The organism is Desulfobulbaceae bacterium, assembly GCA_015231515.1.
GTDB lineage: Bacteria > Desulfobacterota > Desulfobulbia > Desulfobulbales > VMSU01 > JADGBM01.
Window position 1 is genome coordinate 1 of sequence record JADGBM010000037.1, and the last position, 25150, is coordinate 25150.

The following is a 25150-nucleotide window of genomic DNA, read 5'->3' on the forward strand; positions in this document are numbered from 1 at the left end:
ATAAAGGCACAAACTGTATTGCGCTAAATATCGGCACCAGACAACTGACTGCCGACTCCAGCAGCTTCTCCGGCAGAATAAAGATCACTCTTGGCCAAGAACTTTTTGACCTGGAACAGAAACTTTTACAAAATATCCAGACCGACTCTGAGTCACTGCCCAAAAATCTTCGAGAAATTGCTGAACTAGGGGAAATTGCCACTTTTAACTTTCGCCAACTCAAAATTTCTATCACTAATATTTTTGACTTAAACACAGCCGAGTGCCGTGAACAGTTGGAAGCCATCCAAGAAGGATTACAGGAAACCATAAAAAACTCGAACCGCCCCCTGAACCCCAAATTAACCAACAGATGTTATTCATTACAAAATCTTGTTAGTGCGCAACCAGCAGCTATCTATCGACAACGACAATCTGGACAGCCAGAAGTTTGAGGTTCGTTATGAGCTTACGGGTGAAACCGGCATCAGCAAGGGCGAACTCGTCATTGAACCTATCGTTAGTTTCTGAGTAAAACCAAGCGATTATCACCACCCCATCAACATCAATGCCCTCAGCTTTTAGTGGCAAGCATAGTTCCAGGATCAAGTAACGACACACAATTCTCAGTAAAAGCCCGGCAGCTATCAGCAAGCAGCCTCGCTGACTGAAGAAAGTTAGAAATTATCATCGGTTTAAAGACATTCAACTCAAAACCACCACTAGCCCCACCAATGGAAATTGCCACATCCTTAGCTATCTTCATCAAACTGACCGCCAACTGTTTCAAGGCACCGTGTGTTCCGACAATTGCGTCAGGAGCGGCAATTGCCGCAAACTTATTGCGGGCAGAACTAAAAGGCAGTCCTGTCAGTTTTTTAATATACTCCGCCACCTCACCAATCTTATTGGTGAACGCTATCGCCTGCTTAAAATTCTTAAAGGTATATTCTTTCTGCAGCCGCGCTATTGATTCAATCTCGATAACCAGCCACCCCGACACCATCTTCAGTAATTCGTTTATCTCATCACCATTAAGACGAACAGCACCAGACTTACATGGTTCACATCTGTTCATGAATAATTCTTCCATTCTTATTTCCTTACCGTAGTTTCAAATTAATTTGTGTCAGGCAGTGCAAAACTCCTACCTACAGGGTCTTAACAGGGTTTTTTCGATATGTGGAACTGGGCTTGCCGTCAACAAAGATGCCTTCCAGGTAGGAGAGTTTTCTTGGCAGCTGCGGTATTGTCCCCCTGGCAACAAGGAACGTAGCGCTCCGTCCAACGGCAAGCATGCCAAGTTTTTCCACGCCAAAGAATCTGGCCCCGGTTTCCGATGCACACCGGATAGTCTCTTCAAGTGAATACCCGGCCCGTACAAACAACTTCATCTCCTCGACAATCGATTCACCGTGCAGTATGCCGGCACTACCTGCTCCAGTTCCTATAGCCGTTCTTACACCTATTTTTCTGGCATACTGTAGTTTGGTCAGTTGTTCTGAGAGCCTCTTTTTCCAGAAAGCCTCCGCACCAGGCCTCGGCTTTCCCGGTGCCACATAACGGTGGGAGAAACGGCAACAGACAGTGCCACCAGCACATGAACCATCCAGGGCATTCTTGGCCCTCAACAAGCTGGGAATCCACAGCACATTTTTATCGGCCATCTTCCTGAGCGTGTCCTCGCCCATGCCATATCCCTGTTCGATGGCATCGCAACCGGCCTCAACTGCCTCATCCACCATCTGCCGACCGTTTGCCACCACCACCGCCTTTTTCTGCCCTCGGTGCTCCAAAAGGCGGCACAGGTCGGCATAATCAAGCCGAAAAGGAGAGAGATCCTCGCTTTCAACGCTGTTTGAATAAGCGATTTTAAGGTAATCATTGTCAGCGGCGTTGCCATCAGCACAATCCTCCATGCTCCGGTAGAGACGGCCTGATGTGCAGACGTCGATTAGACCCCCCTGTGTTGCTTCATCCTGATAGCCTTTCACCAGATTGGTCATATCATCACAGTCGGCAACTCCCAGCAGCCCGTGCATATGACAATACAAAATATGCTGCCCCACTATGGCAGCTTTTTGGGCTGGAGTGGCTTTTTCAAAGGATGCACGCGCCCTTCCATCCACCGAGGGCAATCTCGACAGAGACACACTACAGTCAAACAGTGCCGGCAAAATGATACAGTGGGAAAAGTCATCAATTACTGCCCCGCCCGCAGAGGGGAGATCTGCTGCCGGGCCAATGGAGGAGATACTACCGTTGGTAACCTCCAGGAACACACCCCGCCGCACATCGGCTCCGCTGCCGTCGATAAAAGTTCCCGCCACTACGAATCTTCTTTCCGCCATACCGTTTACAGTCTAATGCTCCTTAAATGCAGGCCCATATAATTCAGATGCTGTCATGTTAGGCGTTCTCCAGAGCAAAGTCATAAGTTCTGAAAAAGCATCACAGATCTGAGCGCCAACGATCATTCCCCAATGTACCGTTTTTTAAGCCCATTATTTTTGCATTTAGAAGATTGGTAAATTGGTTCCTGTGGTAGGTAAAAAATGGTATAGTTTGAGCCCTGAGACTTAAGTTAGCCCCTTCAAATAAAAGCACAACTAAAATAATGCGCCCCCAAAACTATTTTTCACCAGGGTCGCCCCAGGCCTAATGAAAACAGAAAACCCTCACAACGTACAATGCGCAAAATGCGGCTCCTGTGTGCCTGTTTGCCCGATATTTCAGGCAACCGGTCGAGAAACGCTAACGGCCAGAGGACGAATCCATCTGCTCGCCAAACTCACGAATCCTAAAACCGCCGAGTTTGGCGACATTCTGTCCAAATGCCTGCTCTGCGGAGCCTGTCGCAACGCCTGTCCGCGAGGTATTGACATCCCCGCAACAATTATTGCGGCCCGCTCGAACATCAAACAGTTTGACAAAGATAGTTTCAAAAAAAAATTCATTCGTCAACTCCTTGGTTCACCAATTTTACTGAAAACGATAACAAGCATTACAGAGTTAGCCCCCAATAAAGCGCAGTTACCGGCGGAAAGCGGCCTTAATCTTCGTCTGGCTGGACTTGACCTATCCATTACAATGCCCAATAAAAGTTTTATCGATACACAAAAAAACAAATCGCCTACTACTCTACCCAAGAATTCAGTACTGTATTTCACTGGCTGCCTGGCAAATCACCTCTCACCTGGTATCGCCAGTTCATCAACCACACTCTTAAAGAAACTTTGCGGCCTAGAGACCTTTACACCCACACAACAGGGCTGCTGCGGCATGGCAAGTTTGAGTGCCGGTGACTATGAAAAGGCCATTAAAGTTGCCAAAGACAATATTGACGCCTTCAGCACTGGAGAGATCGCCAATCTCCCCATATTCACTTCATGCTCCACCTGCTATTCAGCCCTTCGGCAGTACCCTGAATTATTCAAGCATGATGAGTTCTGGAAAAAAAAGGCCGATCAGTTTGCTCAACGTCTCTGCGAATTCTCATCGTTTCTTTTAAAAAACAGGCAGACCGACACTTTACCCACCGACCACAAACCTCCTGGCAGCAGTCAGCAGTTTTTCTACCACGACCCATGTCACCTTCGCTACGGACATCCAGATGGGGCTGCACCATACCCGCCAATAACACAGCAGCCGAGAGAACTTCTGCAAACTACCACCGGCATTACTCCATTAGAACTGCCCAACGGTCCGCAATGCTGCGGTCAAGGCGGATTGTTTCATATCAGCCACCCAGAACTTGCAGCTCAAGTGAATGACTCTTTAGTGAACAACGTCCGTCAACTGAATGCAAAATATATTGTCACAACGTGCTCGGGCTGTTTGCTCCAATGGAAATCAGCCATGACAAAAACGCAGCCCACATCCCAATGCCTGCATCTCGCCGAGTTTATTGAGTGTTTTCCTGCCTGACCAGACTTTCCTGCGCAAAAAAATCCCTTTTAGAGGTTTATCAAACTTGATAATGTTCGGGAAAGACCTTATAGAGTACTATGTTGTGAAAATATACCAGCGAAGACCACCCTCTTCTGGGTAACATCGGCTGCCACTTAAAGATAACGGCTTTAAAAAAGTTATCTTACTTTTACATAGAGGAGAATAGATGAAAAAAATTACGACATGCCTGCTTTTAGCGCCCTTAATTTTTTGTGTGCCTGGTTCCTATGCTAAAGTGTATCAGACACCAGCTAAAAGTTACCAGACCATGACCTCGCCCCTTGCGGTTACAGGCTCAGCAGACGGCAAATACACCTTTGTGCTGAGCGAAGGTGGTCAAATCAATATTTACAAAGAAAATGGCGAACAAGACAAACTAACCGTGTCAGCCGAGTTCGATGCAATCTATGCTTCCGCCACTGGTGACAAAATCTGGCTGACTAGCAGTAAATCCAAAAAAGTCCAGGAAGTTCTTGTCGACTTTGTCCAGAACATCAACATTGATGGCTCTCCTTTTCTCGGTACCGAACAAGCGGCTGTCACAATTGTGGTCTTTAGCGACTTTCAATGACCTCACTGCGCAAAGCTCGGTGAGCTTTTCGAACAGGTACTTGAACAAAACCCCGAAACCGTAAAAATCGTTTTTAAACATTTCCCGCTGCAAAGCCATCGTTTTGCTGCGGTTGCAGGCCTAGCCAGTTATGCCGCTCAACAACAGGGTAAATTCTGGCAATACCATGATCTGCTATTTGAGAACTACCAGACGTTGGCAAACGATTCTTTTGATAAATTTGCCAAGCAATTAGGCCTTAACATGCCCCTATTTCAGAAACAGATGAACTCCAATGAGGCCAAGGACAGAGTTACCATGGACTTTCAGAATGGCCGCGATGCAGGGGTATCCGCCACGCCAACTGTCTTTATTAATGGCAGACAACTACGTGACCGAACCCTGGTCAATATTCAGAAAATTATCGCCGAAGAGCTGAAGTGACCACCCTTAAGCAAACGACGATCAGCCTTGACTTTGACAGTTCTAAAGGCGTTGTAGAACTCTATGGCCAGCAAAATGTCAATTTAACTGCCATAGAAAAATCAACGGGAACAAAAATAAACACCAGAGGTGGGCAGGTTTCCATCAGCGGACTAGCGCATGAGACCGAGTTAGCGGCCAACCTGATCAGGCAACTCTACAGCCTCATTAAGGCAAACTACCCGATCTTCCCTGTTGACGTAACATACGCCATCCGCATACTGGAAAAGAAACCAAAGGCCGATCTGAAGGAGATCTTTCTTGAACAGGTCTACATAACCGGCAACAAACGCGTCATCTCCCCGAAAAGTGCCAACCAAAAAAAATATATCGAGGCCATTAAGGAAAATGACATTGTTTTCGGCATCGGCCCGGCCGGCACAGGCAAAACCTACCTTGCTGTTGCCATGGCGGTCGCGGCCTATACAAAAAATATTGTAGGCTCGATTATCCTCACTCGACCGGCAGTTGAAGCCGGTGAAAAATTAGGATTTCTGCCCGGTGATCTGGCCCAGAAGATTGATCCCTACCTGCGCCCGCTTTATGATGCCTTAAATGACATGCTCGGCCGGGAAAAGGCTGCCTCGTTAATAGAGCAGCAGATAATTGAGATCGCCCCTTTAGCCTTCATGCGGGGCCGTACACTCAACAATGCCTTTGTCATTCTCGATGAGGCACAAAACACAACCCAGGAACAGATGAAAATGTTTCTGACCCGCATGGGCTTCGATTCTAAAGCTGTTATCACGGGCGACATCACCCAGGTAGACCTGCCGGGAAATCTACATTCCGGTCTGGTGCATGCCAATCGTATTCTTACAAATATCGATGGAATCGCCTTTAACTATTTTGACGAATCCGATGTTGTTCGCCACCACCTGGTTCAAAAAATTATCAAAGCCTACAGCACAAGTAAAAAAACGCCGAAAAAGAGATAAATAACCATGCCCGCCATTGTTCGATCAGAAGCTACACGCCATTATGGAATCAGTATCAAGCGTTTGATAAAAACGGCTGACACCATGCTTAAACTGTGCGGACAAGCCTCTAGTGAGCTCAGCGTTCTCCTGGTCTCCGACCAGGCAATGCAGGCACTCAACAAGCAGTACCGAAATAAAGATAGGCCGACCAATGTCCTCTCTTTTCCTTTGCGGGATGCAGATGAGGCAGAAGACAGCATGAGCCCGCTGGGTGATATTGTCATCTCAACCGACACCGCAGCACTGGAGGCCCAACTCCACAAAATCCCGGTACAGGCACGACTCAATCGGCTTTTAGTACACGGGCTAATCCACCTTCTCGGCTATGACCACGAACGCTCGGATAGTGAGCACACCATAATGACAAACAAGGAAAATGAACTGTACGAACATCTTGTACAGCACGAAAGGAGACGGACAATGACCCACTTGGCAATTAATGTCGATCATGTGGCAACCCTTCGGCAGGCATGAGGAATTGACGAACCCGACCCGGTACTCGCCGCTGGAATCTGCGAGTTGGCAGGGGCAAGTGGCATCGTTGTCCACCTTCGGGAAGATCGACGCCACATCCAGGACAGAGATGTCTACCTGTTGCGGCAAACGATTAAGACCAAACTCAACCTGGAGATGGGTGCGGCAAAAGAGATTATCGATATCGCCCTGGATATAAAGCCGGACATGATAACTTTGGTTCCGGAAAAGCGTCAGGAGCTTACCACTGAAGGCGGCTTAGATGTTTACCAGCAGAAGAAAAAACTGACCTCAATAATCAAACAGATGAGTAAGGCCAACATCCCGGTCAGTCTGTTTATTGATCCTGACCCCAAGCAGGTTCAGGCAGCACTTGATGTGGGCGCTACTTTTGTTGAAATCCACACCGGCTGCTATTGCGATGCGATCTCAAAAGAGGAGATGGACAAGGAGTTTGACCTGGTCGCCTCAGCAGCTGACCTGGCCCATGGCCTCGGCCTCCGGGTCTACGCCGGACATGGCCTCAACTACCTGACGACGGCTCGGGTTGCGGCCCTTGATTCAATTGAGGAGTTGAGTATTGGCCACGCAGTCATGGCACGAGCTATATTTGTAGGACTGGATCAGGCTGTCCGAGAGATGGGGGCAATTATCACTAATGCCTGTTAAACGGGCATGTTGTTTTTTTCTTCAGGGGTCATAGCCCGACAGTGGATTTGCTGAGTTGCTTTGTCTAAATGAATAACAACTCTCTCCTCCGTAGAAATCAGGGTTCTTGACAGGCTGCCTATGCTTACACGGGTTCCTGGAAATACTGTCCCGTAGACATAGACGCTTTCATTGGTGGCCTTATCGAGCTCAACCTCCAAGGCCTCTTCTTTTTCTGTGAGTTCGTTGACTTTGGCCATTACTTCCGGCAAGTTGCTGTTAAGTTTCTTCAGTAATTCCATTTTATCCGGCGGCAAACCACCCTCGTCTTTTTGCTGTTTTTTTAAGGCCGTGGTGTTTTTGATAATTTCGTTCATCTTTGCCGGCCAGAGCTGTTTTTCTTTGGCCAAGTGCTGTTTGCGTTCCTCTAACTCCGGATTGATGCCAACGGCTATTTCTGTAGTCACCTCAGCTTCCGAACCAATCGCCTTGGCGTGAAGGGAGCCGCCAACAATATATTTACCGCCAATTAATATGCCTTTGCCGCCTGTTACAATAACATCCTTGCCGACATGCACGTTGGCCTGAATAATCGTATCAGACACATGTAAACTGCCTTTCACCTCGATGCGGCCAACATTCTCGACAAAATCGGCCTTGACATCACCCCAGCATTGAATGACTATCTCATCGCCGATAACACCGCCTTTAATTACAATTTCGCCCCCAGCAATAATTGAAGCTGAGTTCTGAACCCCCATGGCAATATCGACATCTTTCTTGCACTTGCCGGGAAAGCCCGGCTGAACTGACCCATTAACCGTAATACGCTCACCGACAAAAACAATATTGCCGGTGCTCATATCAACATCACCGCTCATCAGATGCTCAGTCATAACTGCGGCCTTGCCATCGGCCAGCATATACTTGCCTTCAACCTCAGAATAGGCCTTCATTCCATCTTCAGATAAGCGGACTCCCGGACCAACCTTGACAGTGACATCTTTACCAGCTTTGGGACTGAGCACCTCGCTGAGTACTGTTTTACCTGGAGTGCCTGCTGTTGGCGAAATTTTTTCAAGAAGAAGTTTGTCCTTGGGAACATTAACAATGGAACCAAGCTCACGAAAATCAACCTTTGCAATTGACGAGCTTTCTTTCATTTTTGGTACCCTGACCACACAAGGCTTTACATAGGCTTTAACCCTCGCATTCTCACCATGCACAACATTAACACCTCTGGCAACGCAAAAGGTTCCGTCTTCCCTGGGCTGTGGAGAACCAAGCACTCCAAAATTCACGCCACTCTGGCGGACATCAGCCATTAAGGCATTCACATCAACATCGTCAAGTGTGAGGCCACTCTTGGGGTCTTTTAGACTGACAAATGCCTGCAGCTTATCCTTGCTGACCTTTACAACAAATTGGCCATCGCAAATATCAACACCTTGTTTGACGAGGTCTGAACCCATTTTCTCCCTTAAATCAAGACGGTAAAACAGCAGATTAACAATTGTTAGCTGCTGTGACGGCAACTAACTCAAAATATATCGTAAAAACATATCATTGGATGGTTCATTCTAGTATTTAGCAAATAAAAGTGCAAATTTTTCTTACAGCTCACTTTATTAATTCTCCCAAATGCCTTTCTAACAAGGCCCATATAACCGAAGGTTCCCATGCATAAAATTGCTAACAGGAACAAGAGACTGCTTTTAATAGAACTCATTTTGTGACTGCTTCCCATGTTGAGCCTTTAGCCCAGAAAACATATGTGACTTGGCTTGAAATATAAAAAGCGTTAACCACTCTTCGCATATTTTATTGATTGTGATTGAGATTGATGCCGATATGCTTAGTAACGGAGTTGCGCATAGCCAAACAAACTTCACCAAGGAAGGTGCTGCCATGACATCGAGAGAAGCCATAAAAGTTTTAATGTTGAGTCCTTTTTACTTCAAGCTTGATCTTGTCACCAGAAAGTCACTGATTAAAGAGTTCTGCTCCCTTAATTCCTTATTAAAGCATGACAGTAATTAAAGTTATTTGTCAAGATTGCAAAACCAGAGATCACGATATTTTATTGGCAATGGTATTCATATTGGTTTATAGTTTTATCGCCTTTTAACAAGAAATTGTTCCGCTGCAATTAATCACCATCAGTAGTGGATCCCCACTGGCGAACTCTTTTTATACCCATTTATACTCATTTTAAGAAGGAGGACAACTATGAACATTCTCGTTTTCGGACCAAATGGAAGCGGCAAAGGAACCCAAGGTGCTATTGTGCAGAAAAAGTACAATATGCCGCACATTGAGTCCGGTGCTATTTTTCGAGTAAACATCGGCGAAGGAACTGAACTTGGCAAAAAAGCAAAAGAGTTCATCGACCGTGGCGATCTCGTGCCAGATGACATTACCATTCCAATGATCTTAAACCGCCTGCAAGAAGATGACTGCAAAAACGGTTGGATACTTGATGGCTTCCCACGCAACAAAGTTCAGGGTGAAACACTGGCTAAAGCATTAAAAGATGCAGGCATGAATCTTGACTATGTCGTCGAAATTGTTTTGGCTCGTGACATTGCCAAACTGAGAATCACCTGACGCCGACTTTGTGTGAATGACAATAACCATCCGAACCACATCGCCTTTGACGCCATTAAACCGGTCGAGAAGGACGGAAAACTTGTCTGCCGTGTTTGTGGCGGCGAGTTAAAAACACGTGCAGACGACCAGGATGATACCGCCATTGGTAAACGCCATGACATTTACTATGACGAAAACACCGGCACTATGGCCGCTGTCAATTTCTTCAAATCTCTGGCCGGACAAAAGGTAATCTCTGTTGATGGCACATCATCCATCCAAGACGTAAGTGATGCGATTATGAAGGAGCTTAAGTAGGGGGTTAGGCTGTAGGTTCGAGGTTAAAGGTTAAATGCTAAAGGCTAACAGCTAACAGCTAACAGCTGTGCCTCGAAACAAACAAATACCGGAGTGGTCAAATAACCACTCCGGTATTTGTTTTTAGGTCTCATGCCTTTTTATCCAGGATTTTGCGAATCAGTCTGGAAATTATGCCTTTGGTCAAGGGCTTTAAGGCAAACTCTTTAACTCCAAGAACCTTTGCCGAATCTTCGTCGATAAGGTTACTGTATCCAGTACAAAGAATTATCGGAATATCAGGTCGTATCTGTATCATTCGACGGGCAAGGTCTGAACCAGTCATCTCCGGCATGGTCTGGTCTGTTATAACTATGTCAAATTCGTTCGGAGTATTTTGGAATGTTGCCAATGCCTCAGCGCTACTGAATCGAACAGTCACATGGTAGCCCAACCTTTCAAGCATATCCTTGCCCATCTCGGCAAGAAGTTCCTCGTCATCAATGAACAAGATCCGTTCATTGCCCATCGGAATATCTTTAGACTCTTCCATCTCAGGTAAGGCTTCTTTTTCAATTACTGGAATGTAGATATGAAAAGTCGATCCTTTTCCTAACTGGCTGTCAACGGTAATCGCCCCACCATACTCTTTCAGTATCCCGTGGATGATTGCCAGACCCATGCCTGTGCCTTTGCCAACTTCCTTGGTGGTAAAATACGGGTCGAATATCCTCTCGATAATATCCGGCCCTATGCCACTTCCTGTGTCGGTTACAGTAAGCTCAACGTATTCGCCAGGAGTGAGATGCAAAAGCATGGTTTGATCATCCGCGTTGATGAAAGCAGTCCTTAAGGTAACCGCAAGTTCTCCACCTGTAGTTTCCATGGCATGATAGGCATTGGTACAAAGATTCACCAAAATCTGATGTATCTGGGTTGGGTCAGCGAAAACTGATCCACTGGTTGGATCAATATTTTCAGTGATACTTATCGTGGTTGGAATTGAAGATCTGAGCATCTTCAACCCCTCTTTAATAAGCGGCTGAATCTTTAGTGGCATACGATCGACCTGACCCTGCCGGCTAAAGGCAAGAATCTGTTTAACCAGATCCTTAGCACGATTTCCGGCAGCAAGAACATTCGATAGATCCTTTGCATACTTAGAGTCGGCGGGAGCGTCCTCACGGGCCATCTCAGTATAGCCAAGTATGACCGTGAGAATATTATTAAAGTCATGAGCAATACCACCCGCAAGTGTGCCGATGGCCTCCATCTTCTGGGCTTGCTGAAGGCGTGTTTCAAGATTGTTTTTTTCCTCTTCCCTTTGATGAATATTTTTAACCATACTGTCAAAGGATTGGGCCAGACCACCTATCTCTCCGTCACTGTAATCAATATTACTGGTCACGTTTTTGTCACCCTGGCTGAAATCCATGGCAACACGAGAAAGCCTATCAATAAGCCGGACCACACTTCTGCCGCCAATGAACCAGGCAATAAAGAGCGAAAAAGCAAGCGATAAGAGGCTGGTAACAACTAAACGCTGTAAAATGGAGTTGGCCTTTTCCTGCAACTGTTCATGGTCAAATCCCATAAACATGTACATGTAGGGAGTTTCACCATTTTCCAGCAAGCGGAGAGGTTCATAAACCATGACCCGTTCTTTTCCCCCGGAGTCAATTGCAAAAATACTCCCCTTCGTGCCGCTAGTGGCAACTGCGTCATACACTTTTTCCTTAACCGGCTGGCCAATGGCAGTAAGATCGTTACTTGGGTAACGAAACAATCGGATACCATTATGATCGCAGATACCGAAGAAGGTGTTGTTGGGGTAATTCCCGCGCTCAAACAACTTGCCATAATGATCGAGGTTGACACCGATGATCATGGCCCCTGTTACCTCACCTTGAGTGTTCAAGACCGCCATTCCAAAAGGAAAAATTGCCTTCTGCGTTGACTTGCCGACAACAAACTCGCCAGAAGCGAATCCTTTGGAAGCAACTGCCTCCTTAAACTGTTTGCGGTCTCCGAAGTTCAGTTTTTTGGCTGTATCATGATTTCTGCCAGCCGCTACAACATTGCCTGTGAGATCAACCAAGATGACATTTGTATAGATCGGGTTGGCTTCCAGCAAAGTTTCGAGCACAACGCGTGACCTTTCCATGTTCAGTGAAGATATTTCAGGGATGCAGGCGACTGTGCGCAAAAGAGTTTGGGTGGAGTTGGTTATCCGTCTCTGGATTTCTGCAAATCCATTAAGGTAGAGAGCGGTGTCTCTTTCGGCGAGCTTGATGGCACTGTTCCTGTTTTGCAGTAGCGTAACAAGAAGCACCAGAAACACGGGCATTGTCGCCAGCAAAACCAGAACAATCAGTTTTTTACGAATTGATCCGTGAAAAAGTTTCATACTGAGCCGTCAGGATAAATTCTGATAGAATTTTTTGAGCGTCTTTGTTGAAAAGCGTTCCAGTTTACGAATATTTCCGGCATGACCGACAAAGAGGCTTCCAAATCTTGGCTTAGCAAGCAACTCTTCGACCTTAGGACGCACTCTATCCCAGACATTCTTTCTGTAAACCGTATCAATCATCACTAAACGCTCGATATTGGCCTTGGTCTGCCTGAAATATCGGGGCATGCGGAACTTAAAGAAGAAAAGTCCAAAAACAACCATTGAGACCAGCAAACCAGCCATAGGAACAACCAACTGCGTGAGATCAAAAACACCGGTCGTTAGTGTTGAAAGAAATGTTTTCTCCGGTACCCCCCATATTTCGCGAATGACGACATCCAGAAAAAGAAAGCAAAAGGCGCCGACCAGCAGGCCATTTCTCATTGCCGAACTGAACATTTTCTTGCCGCCATCAGCAAAAACTCGCATTGCCTCGGCCACCATCATGAGATCCTGGACTTTCCGGTCAACATTTTGCAGGATATGGCCAATCCTGAGTTCAGGGGCTTCCTTTACTTTTCGTTTCAGCTGTTCCCGCTCTGCGGCCCATACTTCAAGCTCGGCTGTGATATTGGCCATATCCGGTGAAAAGGTCAAATAGACCCGGGGAATATCCTTTCGGCCTGTCATCTGCGATAAATTCCAGCACAACGTCCCATACGACCGAACCAGATCAGCCTTATTGTCACATTCATCAATCCGGCTCATAACAAAAATAACCCTATCTTCACCGGTGGCCTCAGGCAAGGTGTTACGAATAGTGTTGTAGGTTTCCTTAATTGTGCCTGCCTTATGAGGATCAAACATCAAGACGATTATATCGGCCAGCTTGGCAAACTCCTTCACGGCGGCGGTATAATCATAGCCCCGGTCTTTTTCCGAAACTGAGTCCAGCATTCCTGGACTATCGATTATGGCTAAGTTTTCAAATAACGGTGAATCGACTTTCTTCAGGCGCAGGTGCGAAATAAATTGCTCACCAAAGGCCTTAAACGGGACAAAGGGCAGTTCCTGATTATTGACAATATCTGATCCGGGTGTCTCTCCTTCTATCCCCCCTTTTTCAGGTGATGTGATAATTGTAAAAGAGTCATCTGTCGGAGCCTGCCCGGTTCGCTGAATATCTTTCCCCACCAACTCATTAATAAAAGTCGATTTACCAGAAGAGTAATTACCTAAAATCAGCACAAGCGGCTTCCATTTAAGCATTGACTCCAGCTCGGTACTATCCGTGTCATATTTTTTGAGCAACGGCGCGAGCTGCGAAAGAACTTTACTGCGAATTTTACTCTGGAGAATCTTTTCATCCATAGGTATCACCTGCTGGCAATGTCAGCTGTTAATGAATTTGAAATTAAATTTTTAAAATATCCAACAGTGCGGCTGTGGGCTTAGGAGCCATTTTCAGTTTTAAAGTACCTGATAATGTCTTATTATACATCCTAGCACGCCAACAGTTCAGACAAAAGGATTTTTCAATGAATAAAGAGGATCTTTTTATCCTCCTTCTGGCAGTTTTTATACTCTGTGCCATGATCATCACCTATTTGGTGGGAGGAGAGAGCAGCCGTCACGGTGTCGGCTTTTTTATTTTGCCGCCTCAAACAGCCATGCACCATCTACCCACCTGATAACTACGCCGGCTCATTGACAAATCTCTTTGCTTTTTTCTTGGGAAGTTTGCTTGACGGCACCTTCAATTTTACCGATAATAAATGCAGTTCACACCAATTAATTACCGGAGACCACAATGACGCACCTCATCTTTATATTCGCCATGATCCCTTTCATTTTTAATAACGCAACTGCCTTTGCCGCCAACTATTCCTTTTCAGTTTGCGGCACTGGTGACTCCCAGATTCTTCTTCAGAAGCTCGCCGAACACTACCAGACAACTCACCCGGATATCACTATCAACATTCAAGATAGTGTCGGCTCAAGTGGCGGTATTCGCAAAGTTGCATCAGGTGAATGCGAGCTCGGCAGAGTTGCACGAAATTTCAACAACAAAGAGCTGCAATACAACCTTAAACACCAACTTTTTGCCTATAGCGCCATTGCTTTCATCACCAGTAGTCATCTCACCATTGACACCATCTCAACAAAACAGGTTGTCAGCATTCTGAGTGGCGAAACTTCCAACTGGAAAAAGCTCGGAGGAGATGACGCCCCAATTTACATCGTAAACAGGGAGCGGGGTGACTCAAGTCGAACTGTTCTTGAAGAAAACATTCCGGCCTTAAATGATCTTTCACCCTGGGCCGGAAAAATGTTCTACACCACCACCGAAGCTGTTCAGGCTGTTGAACGTCACGAAAACACCTTTTCATTTGCACCTTTGGCGGTTGCTAAAGCACACAAAGTTCAGATTCTTAATTACAATGGCATTAACCCTTCTCCACAAAATATTAAATCCGGAAAATATCCGCTTGTGGTCAGCCTTGGACTGGTCTGGAAAGATGTGCTTAATCAACCGGTACAAGAGTTTGTCGATTTCATCATAAGCCCATCAGCGCAGACCATTATCAGCGATAATGGCGCAATCCCGGCAAAATAAGCTCATGCTCACCTCTTTACGCTCAAAACTCGCCCTCTCACACCTTGTTGTTATTCTGCTGACGGCTGGAGTCCTGGTCTTTATCAGTTTTTCGCTACTGGTCGGTTTACATAAACGGGAGACCTTTGCCCTGCTTGAACGTAGCGTAACCAGTAACTCCCTGCAAGTGCGTCAATTTTTTAACAATAAATCGTTTTTATTACAGACCATTATAACCAGTAACGAGGTCGCCTCCTACACTAAGAAATATCAAGATATCGCCCTTATCTCCTATTTTAAGCAGTTCCAGGACGCCTTCGACACGCTTAGCTATATTTCGCCCAATGGCCAGGAAGAAGTGCTTATGACAATGGGAAGCATGACAAACGAGTTGACTAATATAAGCAACACGCCACTGTTTAAAAAGGCAATCGCAGAACCCGGCACAGTTTTTTATGAAACCACCATTGACAGCACCAATTCCTCTGTAAAGGTCGATCTGCTTATCGCCCTCAATAGTTATTGGGGCGACAAAACAGTTTGCCTAATTCGTGGCACCACCTCTGCCCTCGAACTGGAACAGTCGCTGACGAGCTTTGCTGAGGACCTTACCGATCTGCTCATGGTGACTGACGAAAACCAGAAGATAATTCTCCATCCCAACAAGCAACTCATAGGCAAAACCATAACAACACCCTTTCACGAGTTCGGTTTTGGCAGAAGAGAAGAGCTCGGTACTAAAGGGCTCTATGCAACTATGCAGCTGGCCACACCAAACTGGCGTCTGATCCGGATCATACCATACGAAACCTATTCAGCTGTTTACAAAGAGTTTGCAAAACAAGTTGTATTGACCCTTAGCCTCATCCTTGCTGTAGGTATCATCATATCGATCTACAGCACCAAAAAAATACTTGCCCCCATTAATCGTCTAACAACAGCGCTTTCCAACGTCTCCTCAAGTAAAAAAACTATAACTATCGAAAAGTATGGCATAAAAGAACTGGATGGCACCGTAGATTCTTTCAACAAAATGGTACAAAAACTGGCATCAACTACGTTTTCAAAAGAGTACCTGGACAATATTCTGAACTCGCTGCAAGAAGGTCTTTTCGTGGTCAGTCTCGATGGGACAATTGAGGCTGCCAACCAGAGGACCCTTGACTTGCTTGAGATAAGCGAAGAAGACCTTCTCGACCAGCCGGCAAGCCGTTTTATCACAGCCGAACAGGTTTACACCTTTTTCCGCAGCATAAAACAGGTCGAGTTTGGCGGCCTTGAAACGACAGTTACAACCGCAAAGGAAAAATCTGTTCCTGTGCAGTTAACCATCTCCGTGCTCCTTGATGATGACGGCGACAAACTTGGTTTTGTCTGCCTGATTCTTGATATTAGCCATAAGAGAAAAATTGAAAGTGAAAAAGAGCAGCTGCGCTATCAGCTTCACCAAGCCCAGCGCCTCGAAACCGTAGGAACTCTCGCCAGTGGCATTGCCCACGATTTCAACAACATTCTCACCGTAATCATTGGCTTCAGCCAGCTTTTAAAAGAGAAAGTTACCGAGGATCCGACCGGGAAAAATGCCCTCGAACAGATACTGACCGCCAGTTACAGGGCCAGAGACTTGGTAAAACAACTTTTGGCCTTCAGCAGACAGGAGGAGCACAAGAAAACCGTCATTACCCTGCACCCCGTTATCAACGAAACTTTAAAAATGCTGCGGGCCTCAATTCCATCACACATCAAAATTGAACAAAATATTTCACCAGACGCCTACACCGTTTTCACTGACCCGACTCAGATACAGCAAGTCCTCATGAACCTCTGCACAAACGCCTCCCATGCCATTAAGGAAAGTGGCATAATATCGGTCTACCTGGGGAATATTCAAGTAAACGAAAACACCATACAACCCTATTATGAAGAGATCCCCTCCGGAGACTATGCTGAAATTGTGGTAAGTGATGATGGTCACGGTATAAAAGAGCACGATATTGATAATATTTTTGATCCATTTTTCACAACCAAGGATGTTGACGAAGGAACCGGACTCGGCTTGGCTGTCGTGCACGGCATCGTTACAAACTTGAAGGGCCATATTCTGGTGCAGAGTAAAGAAAATCACGGAACAACCTTCAGGATATTACTGCCCCATACCGACGCAAACGCGATTCTCCCATCACAGGGGTCCACCAATCAAGGGGAACTTTTGGCCGGCAAGGGCGAACACATCTTGTTTGTCGATGACCAACAGTCCCTGACTGATCTCTTTCAAAACAGTCTCCAGCTCAGAGGGTACAAGGTTACCGCTACAACCAGTCCTGAAAAAGCATTCACACTATTCAGAGAAGACCCTTTCAGCTTTGATATCGTCGTTACCGATTTTGCCATGCCTAAAATAAAGGGTGATGACCTTGTAAATAAAATTCACAAACTTCGGGGTGATCTACCGATCATTCTCTGTACTGAATATCACACCAAGTTGCTTGGCATGGATGAAATCAGCGCCGGTGTTCAACGGGTCATAAAGAAACCGTATACCGTCAATGAGCTCATCTACAATATTGTCCATGTTCTGCACAACCCGCAGGTTAACGGGTAGCAGATTGAAGTACCCCTTCAATAAGCGCCAGATATTTTGGCATATCATGGTCAGAGAGACCATCTGTGCCCCACTCCAGGAAGTCCTCCATTCTGCCATGTATGCGGTCTAAGAACCGGTTCCAGAAACTGATATCGTCAACCAGCCTGCCATCTTCAGTAAAGTATTTTAAGTTACCAACATGACTGTATTGCAGTTCCCGAGGTGGAATCCGAGTCACCACATCGTTATTGTTAACAAACCGGAAGGCGTATTTACCAAAATCACTGTTAAAATTTCTGGCAAAAACCCGATTACCTGTGCGGGGTTGGCCAAAGGTGTAAAGTCCAGCAACCGGGGTGTTGATGTCACGCAACTTAGCGACAGCCAGAGTCGCCAAAGCCGCCCCTAAACTATGGCCGGTAAACCATAGAGATTTAGAGCGTGTTCGACTCGAAGCCACAGCCTGCTCGACCTCGGGCCAGGCCCTGTTAAGGGCATTTAAGAAACCGGAGTGAACCTGCCCGGCATAAGGCCCATCGACAGGAAAAAACTTAAGGTCTGTTGAAATATCTTCCGGCCTGGTGATCTGAGTTCCACGAAAAGCCACCACAATAGCAGTATCATTAGACATGACATAGCCCTGAGTTCCCAACGTTGGTTCATCAAAACACGTTACCGTGTCCATACCCCAATGATCATGGACTACAGATTTAATCTCCGCAGGGTTTTTATAGGCTAAATCTGCGGCGCGCGCCAGGCTGAAGGCCTTGTGCAGACTGAACTCAGTCGTTTGATACTCAAATCGATATTCTGTCATAGCTCTACTCTCCAAATTATCAGGCCACAATCAGGCCGAAGGCCGGCAGAACCTTCCTCAGTATCGTATTGCGCAAAACTGCAACAGCTTGATAGAACCTGTATATCGGCATAGATGCTACATGCTTGGAATCATCAGTATCTATCAACCTTTCCCGCCGATCGACCCAGAAGTCACGATCATAGTCCGGAATACCTCCCAACCCGTCATACAATTGCTGGGCAGCGGCAGCCTGTTTCCAAGCCTGAGCACGCACAACTTTATCACCCCGGACTGTAAGAATCCTCTTCACCCTGTCCTCAATATCAGCAAACTCTCTTGTTGTGCCGATCGAAAAGTCAGGGTTTGCCGAAAGCACTTCCCTGAAAAAATCATACAAGGCCCGACAACCAAGGAGGAAGGTCTTCTGATTATCACGAACTCCACTGAACCGACCATCCGCATCATAGATAAAACTCCAGGATAGATATGGCAGATCCGGGTATACCAGAACCGCACCATGCCCGAGAGCCCCGGTAATGTTCTCTGCAAAAAATGATTTAAAGACTTGCAGCGCGCCCCCCTCCTTTGGATAGCGAGCCCGAAAAGCTTTAATTTTATCCAGAAGGGTACGCTTATGACCGTCGTGGATATTATAGAACACGAACTCGTCATTTTTGACCTGATTGACCGGGTCACTGATACCACAAAACCCATAATGGGAAAAAGTGTCAGCATAGATGTGGGCAAAGGAACCAACCAGGGATAAGGAGAACTTTTCATGCAAGTCGGCTAACACATACGATTTTAAGGCAGTGACAACCGCATTATTTTCATCTCCTATTCGGCAGATCAGACGATCCGCGTAGTCATCGTCATCAATCCCGCCCGGCAAAAAATGAAACGGCACCCATATCTGACGCTGATCCTCCTTGTCCACATTTTTAAAGTCGATATAGTGATGGGCAGTGGCCTCAAAATCAAGCCGACCACCATCACAAAACTCCAGATTTCCCTTTTTCTCATTATCATCAACAAACTGCGAAGCCGTAGCAACAATTTCTGCAAATTCAGGTTTCATTCCGGCTGCCCTGGCCAGGGCATAAACGCCGTAATAGTGCATATCAATCTGCATTACCCCCTCCTCTATTTGTTTAATCATTTTGCGCCCCGCTTTAAATATAGCATATACTACCAGGCTAATGATTGGCAAATAGTTTCCCTGAACTGGATAGATCTGATTTGACCTGTAGACCGAGAATGAGATATAGTGTTGGTATCACAAGTAATCAATCAGCACAGCGGAGTCCATCATGCCCATAATCTGCCGGCATTGCCACAAACCTACTAACGAGAAATCTCGATATTGTGTTCACTGCGGCGGCCAGATACCTAAAACTATGCCAACCAAAGCCGCTATGTGCCCAACCTGCCGCTCACCTTTGGAAGAAGATGACTATCGGGGGTCAACTATTGATATATGCCCGAGTTGCCAGGGGATCTGGCTGGACACAGATGAATTTGCTTTTCACGCTTCAGAACGCGACACTTATGGCGATCAGACAATCGATCGGAAATTTACCAGGAAACCTCTTGAAAGCCCCAGGTCCTACATTCCTTGCGTACGCTGCGGCTCCCTGATGGGTCGGCAGAATTTCAGAAAAATTTCAGGGGTATTAATCGATGTCTGCGGGGATCACGGTGTCTGGCTTGACGCTGGGGAGTTAGAGCAGATCAGAAACTTTATCGCTAACGGCGGGCTCGACACAAGTCAGGATAAGGCGATTTTGGCCAACAAAACAAAAATTTCCGAAACAGCGCGAGAGGTCAAAGACCTCAACACCTTATTCCGAACCTTGAACAAGTTCAATCTACGGCGCATTCTGCTGCAGGGCTTCTAGAAGGAGACTTCGAAGGGGGACCAGGGGGATTTTTCTTCTTATGCACAAATAAAAACGCCTTTGCCTGGCTAAGGCTCAGGCCTTGGCGGTAACTCTTCCCCAGCAAGAACCTCTCCATGAACTTCACACAGATCAAGCTCCAGAAAACGAGTAACAACTTCGGGGTCAAAATGCGAGCCGGAGCCCTTAACAATGTGTTCACAAACCTTTTTGGCGTCCCAGGCCAGGTGATAGCGCCTTTCTGAAATCAAGGCATCCCACACATCGGCAACCGCAAATATTCTGGCCCACAGAGGTATCTCCTCTCCCTTAAGCCCCTGGGGATATCCGGTCCCGTCCCACCGTTCATGGTGGCAATAGGGAATAGCAAGGGCAGGCTGTAAAAATGAAATCCCCTCCAGAAGTTCTTTGGCATACAGCGGATGCCTTTCCATCAACTCGCGCTCTTCTGGAGTCAGTAGACCATCATTAAGTAAAATGGAATCAGGGACGGCCATTTTCCCTATATCATGCAGCAAGACACCAATTTTCATGAACCATCGTTGCTTATCCGTCAGATTATAGGCCTTGGCAAGTTCCAGCGTTAACGCACAGACGCGATTGGTATGCCCCTTTGTTTCATAATCCCGCAGCTCAAGTGCCCGCCCCCAGCCTTCTACTGTTGACTCGTAGGCCTCCTCAAGCTCCTTATTGGCCTGCGAAACTTTTTGCTGACTCTCGCTGATCTGCCGAATGACCTGTTGCGAAACTTTGATAACAATAAAAACGTACACGGCACCGCCCAGAAAAACGATACTGACCAGATATTCCGCTGGCATGCGAATGTCGAGAATCTTGGCAAACAGATACAGAACGTACCCCAGAAGAAAGAAACGCATGAAATAGTCAATAACCAGCCACTTATCCCGTACAGATTTCGGGATCATCTTCCTGGCATTTCTACTCTGACAGATTGCAGCAGCCAGAAAAGCTACTCCGACACTGATCGCTATGACATGAAATGCTTCCATCGAACCTCGTTACTTTGCGACTCAGCCATGAGTTTTACGGCCAAATTCAGCCCACGCCTTACTGTATAATGCAACTAATCGTTTTTCAAGAGCCAGTGTCCGTTTACCAATCTCTTCTGAGCTGAGCTTGGGGGGTATGGTTATGGGTTCACCATAAATCACTTTAATCCTTGAAAAAGGTTTTGGTAACACAGTCTTATCCCAGCTGTTCACCGACCAATAGCTTTGAGCAGACCAGATAAAGGGCAGAATTGGGGCCTGGGTAAGGCTGGCGGCAAGCACTGCGCCCGGTTGCGCTTTCAAGGCAGGACCCTGGGAGCCGTCTGCGACAATTGCGGCGTTTTTCCCAGAGCGCTTCATCTGGGTAAGCAAGCCTCGCAGGGCCGCAACTCCGCCCTTATTGCTCGACCCTCGTACCGTTGTCACACCGTAACTATTTAAAAACCTGGAGATATATTCAGCATCGTTACTGGTACTGACCATAGCGACCCAATTTTTACCCTTCATAAACGACATTGTAAAAAAAACTGAATAGTGCCAGATAACACCGATGAAGGGCTTCCCTGAGGTGAAAAGCTGCTCGTAATGCTCCCCGCCCTCGGTATCAACCCGATAGGTCGAAAACAAAACTCGGGTAAGCAGGGCATACAATCGAGGAACAACAGCAAAAAGCAGTTTTTGCCTGAAGTTTTTCACATCCATTGCAGTTCCTGCTCTTGTAGTTTTTTAATCGTGTCACGCAAGATGGCGGCCTCTTCAAAGGCCAACTCTTTGGCGGCCTCATGCATCTCCTTAGTCAAGGTCTTAATCTCTTTTCGGATATCAGCAAGAGAGCTGTACTGGCCCGTATTTTCAGCGGCCTCAAGCAGAGTTGGCACATAATCCTTCTCATAAATCGAGGCAATTATATCCTTAATCTTCGAATGAATTGTAGCCGGAGTGATACCATGTACCCGGTTGAACTCTGCCTGTATTTTTCGACGCCGGCTGGTCTCATCAATTGTGTACTGCATGGATCCAGTGATTTTATCGGCATAAAGGATGACCCTGCCAAAGGCATTTCTTGCCGCCCGTCCACAGGTCTGCACCAGGGAGCGCTCACTACGCAGAAAACCCTCTTTATCAGCATCCAGAACCGCCACCAGAGTGACTTCCGGGCTGTCCAGCCCCTCGCGCAGCAGGTTAATACCGACCAGAACATTATAGTCGCCCCGGCGCAGGTCACGAACCAACTCAACCCGATCCAGAGTTTTTATATCTGAATGCATGTATCGAACCGGCACACCCAGATTATCATAATATTCGGTCAGATCCTCGGCCATGCGTTTGGTCAGAGTTGTTACCAGCACCGCCTCTTTTTTTTCGACACGAATGCGAATCTCCTCTAAAAGATCATCGACCTGGGTCTGGGCGGGCCGCACCTCAATTTCGGGGTCCATCAGCCCTGTCGGACGAATAATCTGATCAACTATCCGGCCCTGAGAGTGTTCAATCTCATAATCAGCCGGCGTTGCCGAGATATAGATCACCTGATGAATTCGGGCAGCAAACTCATCGTACTGTAAGGGTCGGTTGTCAAGGGCTGACGGCAGACGAAAACCAAACTCCACCAAGGTAGTTTTGCGGGAGCGATCACCTCTGTACATACCGCGTATCTGCGGAACACCGATATGGCTTTCATCGATAAAAAGCAGAAAATCCTCGGGAAAATAGTCAAGCAAGGTCGGAGGAGGTTCGCCGGGCTTTCGACCTGTCAAGTGACGACTGTAGTTTTCAATACCGTTGCAGTAGCCAAGCTCGCTGATCATCTCCAGGTCAAAATCAGTGCGCTGCTCCAGGCGTTGGGCCTCGACTAATCTATTCTCGGCCTGAAGAACTGCCAAGCGCTCTTTAAGCTCGTCTTTTATGGTTTGCATAGCGATCTGCAGACGCTCTTTCGAGGTGACAAAATGACTCCCGGCAAAAACAGTTATCTCTTCGAGGGTTTCCAGTGGCTTGCCACGCAAAGGATCAATCACCCGGATTGCTTCAATCATATCCCCAAAAAACTCAAGCCGCAGGGCAATTGAGTCCTCGTAGGCCGGAAAAATCTCTAAAACATCGCCGCGAACCCTGAACGTTCCTCGATGAAAAGAGATTTCATTGCGCTCATAGAGCATGTACACCAGGCGTCTCTGGATCTCCTCAAGAGGTGACTCTGCACCAGTCTTCAGAAAAAGATTCATATTTTTGTACTCATCCGGCGACCCCAGGCCATAGATGCAGGAAACACTGGCCACGATAATAACGTCCTTGCGGGTTAGAAGGGAACGGGTGGCAGAATGACGCATTTTGTCAATAGCATCATTAATGGCAGAATCTTTTTCAATATAGGTATCAGATTGAGGGATGTAGGCTTCAGGCTGGTAATAATCGTAATAGCTGACAAAATACTCGACCGCATTTTCCGGAAACAGCTCTTTCAACTCTGCATAAAGCTGTGCTGCCAAGGTCTTGTTGGGGGCCATAACCAAGGCCGGACGCTGGGTTGCAGCAATAACATGGGCCATGGTAAAGGTTTTACCAGAACCTGTTACACCTAAGAGCACCTGACTCGGCACACCCGCGTTTACACCGCCAACAAGTTTCGCTATGGCCTGGGGCTGATCTCCGGCGGGGCTGTACTCAGAAACAAGCTTGAAATAGGCATCACGGGACGGTAGCGGAACCGATCCAGACAGCGCCACAAGTTCGTCTTCATCGATACCTTGATCTGCCACAGACGACATTAAACGAATCTTACTTAACTCACCCATGACACGCCCAAACTGTTATGCTTAACCAGCCAACTCTTTGTAAAACCTTTCATTGCCCGTTGTTTTACCTTCGCAGCGGACCAGAGTACATCAAACCACAAGATTTGCTGCAACGGATACAAGAAGTTCCGGTGTTAATTTTTGATTTGAGGCGATGCCCTCAATAAGCCCAGCATAGAGAAGACGATTAATTTCACGGGGGATACCACCACTCAGCTCATGAACTGTGGCATAAATGTCATTGGTGAAAAAATCAAACTGACCGCCGCATTTTAAAACGCGGTACTTAACATATTGCTCAAGGTCGTTGAGCGATAGTGGTGACAAATCAACTGAAAAGGTAATCCTACCCCTGAGAGAGGCATAAGACGGTGCTCTCAGCCTGCGACGAATGCCCTCCTCAGCAATCAACAACACGGTAACCAGTTTTTCGTGTTCTGTTTCTAAATTCGACAAACTCCGTAACACATGCAGCGCATCAGATTTTAAAAAATGGGCCTCATCGATAACAATCACCAGTCGCTTGTGCTGACGATGCAGTTCAATCGCCTTTTCCTGAATTTGCCGCAATCGATCTTGTACAAAGCGGGTGGGCGAAACAGCAAGCTCAGAAACTATGGCCCCAAGCAGGGCGCCCTTCCCCATACCAGGAAAAACAAAAACGAAACATGACTCAAAGCGTTCTTTGGCAAGTGAGCGCAGAACAACCTGGGAGGCCAGCGTCTTCCCAGTTCCAGAAACACCGGTCAACAGAATCAGGGCATGATGATCCTCAATACCAATTTTAACCTTGAGAGCAGCATCTTCATGCTGGCGGGTACGAAAAAACAGCTCTGTATCAATTGTGTCACGGAAGGGGTTTTTCTGGAAACCGAACTGGCCGGTCCAATGGGCTGGTTTATTCATCGACTATAGCTTCTCCATTTATGTTTTATATTTGCAGGCTGATTGACAGCTGTTTTATTAGGCAAAGCAAACCTGATCCCGGCCATTTTCCTTAGCTTTGTAGAGCAAATCGTCCGCACGCTTAACTGCATCCTCTACGGAACTGTCTTTGCTTGTCATGCAGGACAGCCCCATACTGAGGGTAATCTGATATGATCCCTCCATGGTTACAAACTCCTC

24 protein-coding genes and 2 pseudogenes are annotated in these 25150 nt (G+C 46.7%); 13 read left to right on the forward strand and 13 right to left on the reverse strand.

Going from position 1 to position 25150, the window contains the following annotated elements:
- Positions 1 to 434 (forward strand): hypothetical protein (locus HQK80_07820; GenBank protein ID MBF0222123.1); only part of this gene is annotated, 434 nt, incomplete at its 5' end.
- On the opposite strand, the gene HQK80_07825 is transcribed toward HQK80_07820, so the two are convergent.
- From HQK80_07825 to HQK80_07835, 3 genes are read right to left on the reverse strand one after another with little or no spacing between them, the layout of a single operon-like run.
- A complete protein-coding gene (locus HQK80_07825; GenBank protein MBF0222124.1) occupies positions 394 to 570 on the reverse strand; it encodes a hypothetical protein in 177 nt (58 codons plus the stop codon). The two genes, HQK80_07820 and HQK80_07825, sit on opposite strands and share 41 nt — an antisense overlap.
- Entirely contained in the window at positions 554 to 1072 is a 519-nt protein-coding gene (locus HQK80_07830) for a 4a-hydroxytetrahydrobiopterin dehydratase (protein ID MBF0222125.1), read from the reverse strand. Before HQK80_07830 ends, HQK80_07825 begins: the two co-directional genes overlap by 17 nt.
- Positions 1073 to 1130: 58 nt before the next feature.
- Positions 1131 to 2330, reverse strand: coding sequence for an amidohydrolase family protein (locus HQK80_07835; GenBank protein ID MBF0222126.1), 1200 nt, complete (start codon positions 2328 to 2330; stop codon positions 1131 to 1133).
- 310 nt (positions 2331 to 2640) lie between these two features.
- Here HQK80_07835 and HQK80_07840 point away from each other — a divergent pair, with 310 nt between their 5' ends.
- The 6 genes and pseudogenes from HQK80_07840 to HQK80_07865 all read left to right on the forward strand — a co-directional run bounded on the left by HQK80_07840 (position 2641) and on the right by HQK80_07865 (position 7086).
- Positions 2641 to 3906, forward strand: a complete 1266-nt coding sequence (locus tag HQK80_07840; protein MBF0222127.1) for a (Fe-S)-binding protein — start codon at positions 2641 to 2643, stop codon at positions 3904 to 3906.
- A 190-nt stretch (positions 3907 to 4096) separates the two neighbouring features.
- Positions 4097 to 4501: a hypothetical protein gene (locus tag HQK80_07845; protein MBF0222128.1), complete on the forward strand. Its 405-nt coding sequence runs from the start codon at positions 4097 to 4099 to the stop codon at positions 4499 to 4501.
- Between the two features lie 3 nt (positions 4502 to 4504).
- Positions 4505 to 4924: pseudogene (locus HQK80_07850) on the forward strand (thioredoxin domain-containing protein).
- Positions 4921 to 5901, forward strand: coding sequence for a PhoH family protein (locus HQK80_07855; protein MBF0222129.1), 981 nt, complete (start codon positions 4921 to 4923; stop codon positions 5899 to 5901). Before HQK80_07850 ends, HQK80_07855 begins: the two are co-directional and overlap by 4 nt.
- Positions 5902 to 5907: 6 nt before the next feature.
- The gene (gene ybeY / locus HQK80_07860) at positions 5908 to 6417 is read left to right on the forward strand and encodes an rRNA maturation RNase YbeY (GenBank protein MBF0222130.1); all 510 of its coding nucleotides are present in this window, start codon (positions 5908 to 5910) and stop codon (positions 6415 to 6417) included.
- A 45-nt stretch (positions 6418 to 6462) separates the two neighbouring features.
- Positions 6463 to 7086 carry a pyridoxine 5'-phosphate synthase gene (locus HQK80_07865; GenBank protein ID MBF0222131.1) on the forward strand — a complete coding sequence of 208 codons (624 nt, stop codon included), beginning with the start codon at positions 6463 to 6465 and terminating at the stop codon, positions 7084 to 7086.
- Here the strand turns inward: HQK80_07865 and HQK80_07870 are convergent.
- Entirely contained in the window at positions 7083 to 8537 is a 1455-nt protein-coding gene (locus HQK80_07870; GenBank protein MBF0222132.1) for a DUF342 domain-containing protein, read from the reverse strand. The genes HQK80_07865 and HQK80_07870 overlap by 4 nt on opposite strands.
- Positions 8538 to 8895: 358 nt before the next feature.
- Here HQK80_07870 and HQK80_07875 point away from each other — a divergent pair, with 358 nt between their 5' ends.
- Complete coding sequence (locus HQK80_07875) at positions 8896 to 9105, forward strand: hypothetical protein (GenBank protein MBF0222133.1); 210 nt, start codon at positions 8896 to 8898, stop codon at positions 9103 to 9105.
- Positions 9106 to 9294: 189 nt separating this feature from the next.
- Positions 9295 to 9972: pseudogene (locus tag HQK80_07880) on the forward strand (adenylate kinase).
- A 130-nt stretch (positions 9973 to 10102) separates the two neighbouring features.
- Here HQK80_07880 and HQK80_07885 read toward each other — a convergent pair.
- Together HQK80_07885 and HQK80_07890 are read right to left on the reverse strand one after the other, a co-directional pair.
- Positions 10103 to 12358 (reverse strand): response regulator, encoded by a 2256-nt coding sequence (locus HQK80_07885; protein ID MBF0222134.1) that lies wholly within the window; start codon positions 12356 to 12358, stop codon positions 10103 to 10105.
- A 9-nt stretch (positions 12359 to 12367) separates the two neighbouring features.
- Entirely contained in the window at positions 12368 to 13714 is a 1347-nt protein-coding gene (locus HQK80_07890) for a dynamin family protein (GenBank protein ID MBF0222135.1), read from the reverse strand.
- A gap of 167 nt (positions 13715 to 13881) precedes the next feature.
- Between HQK80_07890 and HQK80_07895 the strand changes: the two genes are divergently transcribed.
- The 3 genes from HQK80_07895 to HQK80_07905 all read left to right on the forward strand — a co-directional run bounded on the left by HQK80_07895 (position 13882) and on the right by HQK80_07905 (position 17541).
- Complete coding sequence (locus tag HQK80_07895) at positions 13882 to 14034, forward strand: hypothetical protein (GenBank protein ID MBF0222136.1); 153 nt, start codon at positions 13882 to 13884, stop codon at positions 14032 to 14034.
- Positions 14035 to 14153: 119 nt separating this feature from the next.
- A complete protein-coding gene (locus HQK80_07900) occupies positions 14154 to 14960 on the forward strand; it encodes a substrate-binding domain-containing protein (protein MBF0222137.1) in 807 nt (268 codons plus the stop codon).
- Between the two features lie 4 nt (positions 14961 to 14964).
- Complete coding sequence (locus tag HQK80_07905; protein MBF0222138.1) at positions 14965 to 17541, forward strand: response regulator; 2577 nt, start codon at positions 14965 to 14967, stop codon at positions 17539 to 17541.
- Here HQK80_07905 and HQK80_07910 read toward each other — a convergent pair.
- Positions 17531 to 18340, reverse strand: a complete 810-nt coding sequence (locus HQK80_07910; protein ID MBF0222139.1) for a lipase family protein — start codon at positions 18338 to 18340, stop codon at positions 17531 to 17533. The genes HQK80_07905 and HQK80_07910 overlap by 11 nt on opposite strands.
- A 19-nt stretch (positions 18341 to 18359) precedes the next feature.
- Positions 18360 to 19454 carry a hypothetical protein gene (locus HQK80_07915; GenBank protein ID MBF0222140.1) on the reverse strand — a complete coding sequence of 365 codons (1095 nt, stop codon included), beginning with the start codon at positions 19452 to 19454 and terminating at the stop codon, positions 18360 to 18362.
- A 178-nt stretch (positions 19455 to 19632) separates the two neighbouring features.
- Between HQK80_07915 and HQK80_07920 the strand changes: the two genes are divergently transcribed.
- Entirely contained in the window at positions 19633 to 20220 is a 588-nt protein-coding gene (locus HQK80_07920) for a zf-TFIIB domain-containing protein (GenBank protein ID MBF0222141.1), read from the forward strand.
- A 68-nt stretch (positions 20221 to 20288) separates the two neighbouring features.
- Here HQK80_07920 and HQK80_07925 read toward each other — a convergent pair whose 3' ends face one another.
- The 5 genes from HQK80_07925 to HQK80_07945 all read right to left on the reverse strand — a co-directional run.
- A complete protein-coding gene (locus tag HQK80_07925; GenBank protein MBF0222142.1) occupies positions 20289 to 21230 on the reverse strand; it encodes an HD domain-containing protein in 942 nt (313 codons plus the stop codon).
- A 21-nt stretch (positions 21231 to 21251) separates the two neighbouring features.
- Positions 21252 to 21932, reverse strand: a complete 681-nt coding sequence (locus tag HQK80_07930) for a lysophospholipid acyltransferase family protein (GenBank protein ID MBF0222143.1) — start codon at positions 21930 to 21932, stop codon at positions 21252 to 21254.
- Positions 21923 to 23998, reverse strand: coding sequence for an excinuclease ABC subunit UvrB (gene uvrB / locus HQK80_07935; protein ID MBF0222144.1), 2076 nt, complete (start codon positions 23996 to 23998; stop codon positions 21923 to 21925). The genes HQK80_07930 and uvrB overlap by 10 nt, the downstream gene beginning before the upstream one ends.
- Before the next feature lie 117 nt (positions 23999 to 24115).
- Positions 24116 to 24931: an AAA family ATPase gene (locus HQK80_07940; GenBank protein MBF0222145.1), complete on the reverse strand. Its 816-nt coding sequence runs from the start codon at positions 24929 to 24931 to the stop codon at positions 24116 to 24118.
- Positions 24932 to 24988: 57 nt separating this feature from the next.
- Positions 24989 to 25150: diguanylate cyclase (locus HQK80_07945; protein MBF0222146.1), on the reverse strand; the 162-nt coding region annotated here is incomplete at its 5' end.

Coding starts and splice junctions, on each gene's coding strand:
- HQK80_07830 (MBF0222125.1), bottom strand. CDS start 1,072: ATGGAAGAATTATTCATGAACAGATGTGAACCATGTAAGTCTGGTGCT.
- HQK80_07835 (MBF0222126.1), bottom strand. CDS start 2,330: ATGGCGGAAAGAAGATTCGTAGTGGCGGGAACTTTTATCGACGGCAGC.
- HQK80_07840 (MBF0222127.1), top strand. CDS start 2,641: ATGAAAACAGAAAACCCTCACAACGTACAATGCGCAAAATGCGGCTCC.
- HQK80_07845 (MBF0222128.1), top strand. CDS start 4,097: ATGAAAAAAATTACGACATGCCTGCTTTTAGCGCCCTTAATTTTTTGT.
- ybeY (MBF0222130.1), top strand. CDS start 5,908: ATGCCCGCCATTGTTCGATCAGAAGCTACACGCCATTATGGAATCAGT.
- HQK80_07870 (MBF0222132.1), bottom strand. CDS start 8,537: ATGGGTTCAGACCTCGTCAAACAAGGTGTTGATATTTGCGATGGCCAA.
- HQK80_07885 (MBF0222134.1), bottom strand. CDS start 12,358: ATGAAACTTTTTCACGGATCAATTCGTAAAAAACTGATTGTTCTGGTT.
- HQK80_07890 (MBF0222135.1), bottom strand. CDS start 13,714: ATGGATGAAAAGATTCTCCAGAGTAAAATTCGCAGTAAAGTTCTTTCG.
- HQK80_07895 (MBF0222136.1), top strand. CDS start 13,882: ATGAATAAAGAGGATCTTTTTATCCTCCTTCTGGCAGTTTTTATACTC.
- HQK80_07900 (MBF0222137.1), top strand. CDS start 14,154: ATGACGCACCTCATCTTTATATTCGCCATGATCCCTTTCATTTTTAAT.
- HQK80_07905 (MBF0222138.1), top strand. CDS start 14,965: ATGCTCACCTCTTTACGCTCAAAACTCGCCCTCTCACACCTTGTTGTT.
- HQK80_07910 (MBF0222139.1), bottom strand. CDS start 18,340: ATGACAGAATATCGATTTGAGTATCAAACGACTGAGTTCAGTCTGCAC.
- HQK80_07915 (MBF0222140.1), bottom strand. CDS start 19,454: ATGCAGATTGATATGCACTATTACGGCGTTTATGCCCTGGCCAGGGCA.
- HQK80_07920 (MBF0222141.1), top strand. CDS start 19,633: ATGCCCATAATCTGCCGGCATTGCCACAAACCTACTAACGAGAAATCT.
- HQK80_07925 (MBF0222142.1), bottom strand. CDS start 21,230: ATGGAAGCATTTCATGTCATAGCGATCAGTGTCGGAGTAGCTTTTCTG.
- HQK80_07930 (MBF0222143.1), bottom strand. CDS start 21,932: ATGGATGTGAAAAACTTCAGGCAAAAACTGCTTTTTGCTGTTGTTCCT.
- uvrB (MBF0222144.1), bottom strand. CDS start 23,998: ATGTCGTCTGTGGCAGATCAAGGTATCGATGAAGACGAACTTGTGGCG.
- HQK80_07940 (MBF0222145.1), bottom strand. CDS start 24,931: ATGAATAAACCAGCCCATTGGACCGGCCAGTTCGGTTTCCAGAAAAAC.